The sequence below is a fragment of the Salipiger bermudensis HTCC2601 genome (assembly GCF_000153725.1).
Taxonomy (GTDB): Bacteria; Pseudomonadota; Alphaproteobacteria; order Rhodobacterales; family Rhodobacteraceae; genus Salipiger; species Salipiger bermudensis.
Map to the genome: position 1 here is coordinate 1,845,530 of NZ_DS022276.1, position 8,694 is coordinate 1,854,223.

Annotated in this window: 10 protein-coding genes; 9 read left to right on the plus strand and 1 reads right to left on the minus strand. The window is 66.4% G+C overall.

What is annotated here, in order from left to right:
* Positions 1-10 precede the first annotated feature (10 nt).
* Positions 11-715: a Crp/Fnr family transcriptional regulator gene (locus tag R2601_RS08765; RefSeq protein ID WP_007796746.1), complete on the minus strand. Its 705-nt coding sequence runs from the start codon at positions 713-715 to the stop codon at positions 11-13.
* Between the two features lie 540 nt (positions 716-1,255).
* On the opposite strand from R2601_RS08765, the gene R2601_RS08770 reads away from it, so the two are divergent.
* From R2601_RS08770 to R2601_RS26780, 9 genes are all read left to right on the plus strand, one after another.
* Positions 1,256-1,798 carry an MliC family protein gene (locus R2601_RS08770; protein ID WP_007796748.1) on the plus strand — a complete coding sequence of 181 codons (543 nt, stop codon included), beginning with the start codon at positions 1,256-1,258 and terminating at the stop codon, positions 1,796-1,798.
* 109 nt (positions 1,799-1,907) lie between these two features.
* The gene (locus R2601_RS08775; protein ID WP_007796750.1) at positions 1,908-2,417 is read left to right on the plus strand and encodes a DUF805 domain-containing protein; all 510 of its coding nucleotides are present in this window, start codon (positions 1,908-1,910) and stop codon (positions 2,415-2,417) included.
* On the plus strand, positions 2,414-3,025 hold the full coding sequence (locus tag R2601_RS08780; RefSeq protein ID WP_007796754.1) for a class I SAM-dependent methyltransferase: 612 nt from the start codon (positions 2,414-2,416) through the stop codon (positions 3,023-3,025). The genes R2601_RS08775 and R2601_RS08780 overlap by 4 nt, the downstream gene beginning before the upstream one ends.
* Before the next feature lie 25 nt (positions 3,026-3,050).
* Complete coding sequence (locus R2601_RS08785) at positions 3,051-3,512, plus strand: GFA family protein (RefSeq protein ID WP_007796757.1); 462 nt, start codon at positions 3,051-3,053, stop codon at positions 3,510-3,512.
* 63 nt (positions 3,513-3,575) lie between these two features.
* Positions 3,576-5,585, plus strand: coding sequence for an NADPH-dependent 2,4-dienoyl-CoA reductase (locus R2601_RS08790; RefSeq protein ID WP_007796759.1), 2,010 nt, complete (start codon positions 3,576-3,578; stop codon positions 5,583-5,585).
* 134 nt (positions 5,586-5,719) lie between these two features.
* Complete coding sequence (locus R2601_RS08795) at positions 5,720-6,280, plus strand: type 1 glutamine amidotransferase domain-containing protein (RefSeq protein ID WP_007796762.1); 561 nt, start codon at positions 5,720-5,722, stop codon at positions 6,278-6,280.
* A 190-nt stretch (positions 6,281-6,470) separates the two neighbouring features.
* Positions 6,471-7,376 carry a LysR family transcriptional regulator gene (locus R2601_RS08800; RefSeq protein WP_007796765.1) on the plus strand — a complete coding sequence of 302 codons (906 nt, stop codon included), beginning with the start codon at positions 6,471-6,473 and terminating at the stop codon, positions 7,374-7,376.
* 211 nt (positions 7,377-7,587) lie between these two features.
* Positions 7,588-8,355, plus strand: coding sequence for an ion transporter (locus R2601_RS08805; protein ID WP_007796768.1), 768 nt, complete (start codon positions 7,588-7,590; stop codon positions 8,353-8,355).
* 78 nt (positions 8,356-8,433) lie between these two features.
* Positions 8,434-8,598 carry a hypothetical protein gene (locus R2601_RS26780; protein WP_007796771.1) on the plus strand — a complete coding sequence of 55 codons (165 nt, stop codon included), beginning with the start codon at positions 8,434-8,436 and terminating at the stop codon, positions 8,596-8,598.
* The last annotated feature ends 96 nt before the right edge of the window (positions 8,599-8,694 follow it).

Consider the following 8,694-nt stretch of genomic DNA (forward strand, 5'->3'; position numbering starts at 1 on the left):
CCGCGGGGCCTCAGCCGCCCACCTCGTAGGTCATATCGCCCTGCTCGAGCTCGCAGCCGATGCTCTTGCGGTCCAGAATGCGGATGCGGCCCCGCCCGAGTTCGACCGAGCCGCGCTCGGCAAGATCCTTGAGCATCCGGTTCACCTTCTGCCGCGAGCACCCCATCAGCGTCGCCAGATGTGCCTGGCTGATGCGGATGTCGGGATCGTCGGGGGTGCTGAGGACACACAGGTAATTTAGCAACCGCGCATCGACGGTCTGGAACTGCTCGACGGCGCGGTTCTCGTTGTCGCGGACCAGTCGCCCATGAAGGATCCGGGCAATGTTCCGGATGACCTGGGGTTTCTGGGCGTATTCCAGCAGCAGCGACACGGGGGCGTAGAGCATCGTGGTATCGGGCAGCGACGTGCAGGTCGCGGCGCAAGGCATGTCGGACAGGCATTCGACATCGCCCATGATCTCACCGGGGCCAGCCACGTGAATGACGCTGAGATTTCCCTCGACATCGAGAAAGCTGATGATCACCCGGCCGCGTGCCACGATATAGAACCCGGCGGTGTGTTCGGACTGAGTGAGAAGCGTCGTCTCTTCGCAGTAATGCCGCGGTGTGCAGGCATCGAGAAAGGCGCGCTGCTCCTCCTCGGACAGCCCCCTGAGGAGGCAGATTCCGATCAGGTCGGGATAGGTGGCGCTCACCTTGAGGCGTGGGGTCATGCTTGAATGAGATTGTCGATGGAAGCGGCAGATGAAGGCGGTACCCGGCGTGTCGGGAACTGTGGCGCGGCTCTGCGCAGGTCCATGTCTCGCTCCCGGGTATGAAGGGCCTCCGGCGCGCGGCACGGATCCGCGGCGCCGGAGGCGTTATACAACCCAGGCAGGAGGGTTAAAATCCCCGACTTGAAAAAACACTCGCGTATTCGCGAAATTGGGTCCGATCGCCGCATCCCCGACGTCCGAACCGAGCCCCTGCCAAGAGACACTGGTTACACAATAAATGCCGCCGAGCGCTGATCCGGCGAGCGAAGCGTCACTCACGGCACACGGAGTGGTTACATTGATTCGCGCTGCCCGTTGTGTCGCCAAAGTGACGGTTCAGGCGTCGCGCCTCACTTTGATAAACAATTTTCTTAAACAGGCGGACTTGCATCGTGTCATGGTTGATCGAATCGCCTGATCTTGAGGCAACAATTTTGAATCACCGGCGTTTGACTGTATGCTATCCTTCGATCAGCCGGCCCTTGGGGGCGCATTTTCATGCTTGTAAAGCCAAACCTTTTCACGGCTATCGCTCTGGTTGCGTTTGTTACCCTTAACCATGGCGCGACGGCGCTTGAGCCCTCTTTCGACTGTGCCAAGGCGCAGTCCGGCGCCGAGGAGGCGGTCTGTTCCTTCGATGCGCTCGCCGCGCTCGATATCGAACTGGCGCGGCTCTTCACGGCGGCGTCCACCGGGCCGAACATGGACCCCGATGCGCACGCCACGCTCAGGGCGATGCAGCGCGGCTGGATCAAGGGGCGCGACGCCTGCTGGACCTCTGACATGGGCTTGCCGCTCTGCACCGCCAACGAATACGCCTTCCGGATTTCCGAGCTGCGCCAGCGCTATGCGGACGCGCGCGCCGAAGAGGGCGCCTCGCTCGGGCCTTTCCCCTACCGCTGCGAAGGGCTGGAGACGACGCTCAGCGCGGTCTTCGTCAACACGCTCGAGCCGGTGGTGGTGCTGCGCTGGGGCGAGAACGCGGTGGTGCTGCCGCAGGTCGAGGCCGCTTCGGGCGCGAAATACGCGTCTGACGCATAGTATGGTGGCCCGGCGCTGTTCTGGACGCGGGGCCGAGAGGCGCAGTTCGCGGCACCCGGCGCGGACGCGTCGAGCTGCCAGCAGGACGACATCGGATAGGAGACGCATCATGGGCTTCGTCGACGCCATCAGGAATGGCTTTTCCAACTACGCGACATTCAGCGGCCGCGCCTCGCGCCCGGCCTATTGGTGGTGGATGCTGTTCGTCATCCTCGCCTCCGCGGTCCTGAGCGGGATCGACCTTGCGCTCTTCGGTGCCGATCCCGAGACCGGCGATGTGCGTCAGAGGCTCTCGGGGCTCTTCCAGCTTGCGGTGCTGTTGCCGACGCTGGGCCTGGGCTTCCGGCGGCTGCACGATACTGGCCGGCCCGGCTGGTACTACCTGCTGCCCTTCCTGATTTCGGTCGCGCTGATGTTCGTGCTGCTGAGCGGCGTGATGGTCGCCACCGGTCTCGACATGGAGGCGGGCACGGCGCCCTCCGCCGGGCTGATCGTCGGCGGGCTCGGGGTGATGGTGCTCTGGGTGGTGCAGCTGGTGATCTTCATCCTGCTGATCTGGTGGCTCACCCGGCCCTCCGAGGCCGGTGAGAACGCCTACGGCGCGCCACCCTCCGCATGAGCGCCGCGTTCTGGGACAGGATCGCCGAGCGCTACGCCGCCCGTCCGGTGAGCGACACCGCGTCCTATGAGGCAACGCTCGAGCGGGTGCGCCACTGGCTGCGCCCCGAGATGCAGGTGCTGGAGCTCGGGTGCGGCACCGGTTCCACCGCCGAGCGGCTGGCCGGGGACGTGAGCCAGTTCACCGCCAGCGATTTCTCCGCCGAGATGATCCGCATCGCCGAAAGCCGTTGCGAGGCCGCCAACCTGCGCTTTCTTTGCGCGGGCGTCGGTGACGCGCTGGGCGGCGGCTCCTATGACGCGGTGATGGCGTTCAACCTGCTGCACTTGCTCGATGACCTCGAGGGCTGCCTGTCGCAGATCCACGCGACGCTGGGCAAGTGCGGGCTGTTCCTGTCCAAGACCCCCTGCGTGGCGGGCAAGTGGTACCTGCGGCCAGCGGTCTGGGGGCTGCAGAAGCTCGGCAAGGCGCCATCCGTGCGCTTCCTGCGCCCCGCCCAGCTCGAGACGGCGATCCGGGAGGCGGGCTTCGAGATCCTCGAGACCGGTGGCTACCCCGCGAAGCTCCCGAACCATTTCGTCGTGGCGCGCAAACGGCCCACGACCTGACCGCGCCCGCACAGGAGGTACCCCCATGCCCGACTTGCCCGCCACCGGAAGCTGCCGCTGCGGTGCCCTTCAGGTCGAGGTCTCGGCCCCACCGATCATGACCGCCGCCTGCCATTGCCGCGGCTGCCAGAAGATGAGCGCCAGCGCCTTCTCCCTCACCGCGATGGTGCCGGCGCGGGGCTTCCGGGTGGTCTCGGGCACGCCGGTGCAGGGCGGCATCAAGGGACCGGTCTGTTCGCATTTCCATTGCGCCGCGTGCTTTGCTTGGGTCTTCACCCGGATCACCGGCATGGAGGATCTGGTCAATATCCGCCCGGTGATGTTCGACCGCCCGGCCTGGTGCGAGCCCTTCATCGAAACGCTCTGCGCCGAGAAGCTGCCCTGGTTCACGACGCCGGCGCGACACCACTTCGACGGCTTCCCGCCCGAGGACCGCTTTGCGGGTCTCATGGCCGAGTTCGCCGACGCGATGGCAGGGCGGCTCTGACGCGACGTTTCGACTGACAGCGGCACGGGCCATCGGCAGGGTCGCGCGCAAGGAGGACCGCCAATGACCAGCTACCCCCACATGCTGCGCCCGCTCGAGCTTGGCTTCACGACGCTGAAGAACCGGGTGTTGATGGGCTCGATGCATACCAATCTCGAAGAGCGCGGCGACTGGAACCGGGTGGCCGCGTTCTATGCGGCACGGGCCAGGGGCGGCGCCGGACTTATTGTCACCGGCGGCATGGCGCCCAACCCCGAGGGGGGCGTCTTTCCCGGGGCCTCGGGGCTGTTTTCGGACGAGGACATCGCGCATCACCGCATGATCACCGACCGGGTGCATGACGAGGGCGGCAAGATCGCCATGCAGGTTCTCCATGCCGGTCGCTATGCCTACGGGCCGGATTGCGTTGCGCCGTCCGCGATCAAGTCGCCGATCTCGCCCTTCCCGCCCAAGGCGCTGGACGAGGCCGGCATCGAGAAGCAGATCGCCGACATCGCCACCGCCGCCGCCCGCGCCCGCGAGGCCGGCTATGACGGGGTCGAGGTGATGGGCTCGGAGGGCTACTTCCTCAACCAGTTCCTCGTCACCCACACCAACCGGCGCGAGGATCGCTGGGGCGGCTCCTACGAGAACCGAATGCGCCTGCCGGTCGAGGTGATGAAGCGCGTCCGCGCTGCGGTGGGCGATGATTTCATCGTCATCTTCCGCCTGTCGATGATCGATCTGGTGCCCAACGGCTCGACCCACGACGAGGTGGTGCAGCTGGCGCAGGCGATCGAGGCGGCGGGGGCCACCATCCTCAACACCGGCATCGGCTGGCACGAGGCGCGGGTGCCGACCATCGCCACCTCGGTGCCGCGGGCGGGCTTTGCCTGGGTGACGAAAAAGCTCATGGGCAAGGTGGGGATCCCGGTCATCACCTCGAACCGGATCAACACGCCCGAGGTCGCCGAGCAGCTTCTGGCGGAGGGCTGCGCCGACATGGTGAGCCTGGCGCGGCCGTTCCTCGCCGATCCCGATTTCGTCGCCAAGGCCGAGGCCGGGCGCGCCGATCTCATCGCGCCCTGCATCGCCTGCAACCAGGCCTGCCTCGACCACACGTTTCAGGGCAAGGTGTCCTCTTGCCTCGTCAACCCGCGTGCCGGGCACGAGACCGAGCTGGTGATCGCCCCCGCCGAAAGCGCCCGCCGCATCGCCGTGGTCGGGGCCGGGCCAGCGGGCCTGTCCTGCGCCATCACCGCCGCGCAGCGCGGCCACGCGGTGACGCTGTTCGATCAGGCGGACGAGATCGGCGGCCAGCTCAACATGGCCCGCAAGGTGCCCGGCAAGGAAGAGTTCGACGGGCTGGTCGACTGGTTCGCCGCGATGGTGAAGGAGGCCGGCGTGACCCTGCAGCTGGGCACGCGCGCCGATGCCGAGGCGCTAAGCGGCTTTGACGCGGTGGTCGTGGCCACCGGCGTGCTGCCGCGCGATCCGCAGATCCCCGGGCAGGATCATCCCAAGGTGCTGAGCTATGTCGATGTGCTGCGCGGCGGCGCCGAGGTCGGCCAGCGCGTGGCGGTGGTCGGCGCCGGGGGCATCGGCTTCGACGTGTCGGAGTTCCTTGTCACCGGCAAGAGCCCGACGGTGGACCTGCCCGAGTGGCTGCGCGAATGGGGGGTCACCGATCCGGACAAGGCCCGCTCGGGACTCGCCCCCGACGGCCCGCAGCCCGAGGCGCCGCTGCGCGAGGTGGTGCTGCTGCAGCGCAAGGCCGAGAAGGTCGGCAAGCGGCTCGGCAAGACCACCGGCTGGATCCACCGCGCGGCGCTGATGCTCAAGGGCGTACAGATGAAGGCCGGGGTGAGCTACGAGCGCATCGACGATGCCGGCCTGCACATCATCCGCGATGGCAAGCCCGAGCTTATCGCCTGCGACACGGTGGTCCTGTGCGCCGGGCAGGAGAGTCTGCGCGTGCTGGCGGATGCGGTCGAGGGGCCTGAGGTGCATGTCATCGGCGGTGCCGACGTGGCCGCCGAGCTCGACGCCAAGCGCGCCATAGATCAGGGCGTTCGGCTGGCGGCGGGGCTCTGATTGCCCGTGCTGGCGCACGGTCAGCGCAGGGGCCGGGGCTCACACACCCGTGACCGGCGTTTGCCGTTGCGATGGAACGCGGGCCCGGGGGGTGCGCGTTCTCCGTCCAAACGCAGATTGGATAGGAGGCCAACATGCCCAGCATCACCAACGCCAAGGTTCTGATTATTTCCACCAACGGCTTCGAGCAGTCCGAGCTCGAGTTTCCCCGCGACCAGCTTCGTGCCAAGGGCGCGGAGGTTCATGTCGCCACGCTTGACGGCAAGGCGATCAAGGGCTGGGAAGGCACCGACTGGGGGCGCGAGGCCGAGGCCGATCTCAGGATCGCCGATGCCGACCCGCACCAGTATGATGCGCTCGTCATTCCCGGCGGCCAGATCAACCCCGACCTGCTGCGCGTCGAGGACAGCGTGATCGCGCTGGTTCGCGCCTTTGCCAAGCAGGGCAAGGTCATCGCCGCAGTCTGTCACGGTCCGTGGGTGCTGATCGAGGCCGACATCGTCGCGGGCCGCGAGATGACCGCCTACCCGTCGATCCGCACCGACCTCAAAAACGCCGGTGCCCGCGTCATGGACGCGCCGGTGGTCTGCGACAGCGGTATCGTCACCAGCCGCAACCCGAACGATTTGAAGGACTTTGTCTCGAAGATCGTCGAGGAGATCGAAGAAGGTCGGCACAACCAGAAAGCCGCCTGACCCATCAGCTCAGATCAACGACACAGGCCGCGCCCCGGCGACCGGGGCGCGGCTTTTTTTGGCTTGGTTGACGGGTTTCCGCTGCAAACACAAAGCGTGATGAAACCCCGGTATTGTCTCGTCCGTGTCTAAATCGCGCCCCAATCGGGCGGCATATCGTGGTGTAACGAGGAACGAGTGAGGACTGGTTATGGATCGTCTGACCGAAATGGAGGCGTTTGCCACCGTCGTGGACCAAGGTGGGTTCACCGACGCTGCCAAGAAGATGGGCATCTCGAAATCGGCGGTCTCGAAGCACGTGTCGTCGCTGGAGGCGCGCCTTGGGGCGCGTCTGCTGAACCGCACCACCCGTCGCGTCTCGCCGACAGAGATCGGTCTGGCCTACTACGATCGCGCCCGCCGGGTGCTGAACGATGCCGGAGAGGCCGATGCGCTGGTCACCTCGATGCAGTCGGCGCCCTCGGGCCTGCTGCGGATCTCGGTCGCCACCGATTTCGGCGTCAATCACCTGAGCCCGGTTCTGGGCGATTTCCTTGCCGAGTTCCCCGAGATCACCGTGAACATGGTGCTCAACAACCGCTACGTGGAGCTGATCTCGGAAGGCTTCGACATGGCCGTGCGGATCGGTGAGCTGGAAGACAGCACGCTGCGCGCCCGCAAGCTTACCGAGACCACCAAGCGCATGATCGCCTCACCGGCCTATTTCGAGAAGTTCGGCCGTCCGTCGCGGATCGACGATCTCAACGAGCACAAGCTGCTGCACTACTCGAACCAGTCGAGCGGCAATGTCTGGAAGGTCACCGCGCCGTCGGGTGAAAAGCGCCAGGTGCGCACCGCTGGCTGGCTGTCGGTCAATGACGGGCAGTCGCTGCTCAATGCCTGCATCGCCGGGCTCGGCATCGCCTACCTGCCGTCCTACCTCTATGCCGACGCGATGAAGCAGGGGCTGGTCGAGGACGCGATCCCGGATCTGCCGGTCGAGACCCAGGGCATCTACGCGGTCTACCCGCCGGGCCGGTTCACCCAGCCCAAGGTGCGCGCCTTCATCGACTTCCTCGTCCATGCCTTCGCCGATCGCGGTCCGCAGGATTGGTGATCCGCCCAATTCCCCTCGTCTCGTTCGTAAGAGGCTCCTCGCCCCGGTTTCTGCCGGGGCGTTTTCTTTTCGGGGGCGCCGCCGCGCGGTGGCCCGAACGGGGCGGGCGTGCCGACACGGATCCCCCTTGTGCATTTGCAGCATCGGGACTGGATTGTCGTGCCCGCGATCCCTAGATCGCTACGGACCCCAGACCGGAGCCTTTTCTCAGATGCGCCAGAAGCTTGCCGAGTTCCTCGACCGTCCCGCGACGCGATACGCGATCATGGGCGTCATCCTGTTCAACGCCGTGATCCTCGGGCTCGAGACCTCCACCACCGTGATGGCCGAGATCGGCTGGCTGATCGTCGCGCTCGACACCATCTGCCTGTCGATCTTCGTGGCCGAGCTTGCCGCCAAGCTCTACGCGAGGGGCTTCTCGTTCTTTCGCTCGGGCTGGAACGTCTTCGATTTCGTCATTGTCGGCGTTGCGCTGGTTCCGGCGGGGCAGGGGCTCGCGGTGCTGCGGGCGCTGCGCATCCTTCGACTGCTGCGCGTGGTCTCGGTGGCGCCGACCCTGCGCCGGGTGGTCGAGGGATTCGTCTCGGCGCTGCCCGGGATGGGCTCGGTCTTCCTGCTGATGGGGATCATCTTCTACATCGGCTCGGTGATCGCCACCAAGCTCTACTCGGCGACCTTTCCGGAATGGTTCGGCACGCTCGGCGCCTCGGCCTATTCGCTGTTCCAGATCATGACGCTGGAGAGCTGGTCGATGGGCATCGTGCGCCCGGTGATGGAGGTCCACCCCGAGGCCTGGCTGTTCTTCGTGCCGTTCATCCTGATCACCACCTTCGCGGTGGTGAACCTCGTTGTCGGCCTGATCGTCAACTCGATGCAGGAGGCTCACGCCGTCGAGGAGGTTGCCGCCACCGAGGATTACCGCGAGCAGGTCATCCAGCGACTGGCCGCCATCGAGGCCCGGCTCGACGAACGGCGCTGACGCGCGGCGCGCCCTGCGCTAGGTTCGTCCGGACGCAGGGCAGGAGGGCCAGATGCCGAGAACGCCACCGAGGCGCCGGTGCGCTACTTGGTCATCGGCACCCGCGCGGTCCGTGACGTGGTGACTTACCCCGAGAGCGACCGGGTGCTGCGCCTGCGCCGCGACCCCGAGAGCAAGGCGCTTGTCGAGCGCGGCTACACGACGCTTGACGGTGCGCCGGCAGACTCGCCCTACGGCGACTGATCTCGTGCCCACGGTTGCCTCGGCCAAGGGGCGCGGCTAGACCGCTGCCATGCGGATCATCGAGAACATCATCAGCGATCGCGGCTCGAAATACGC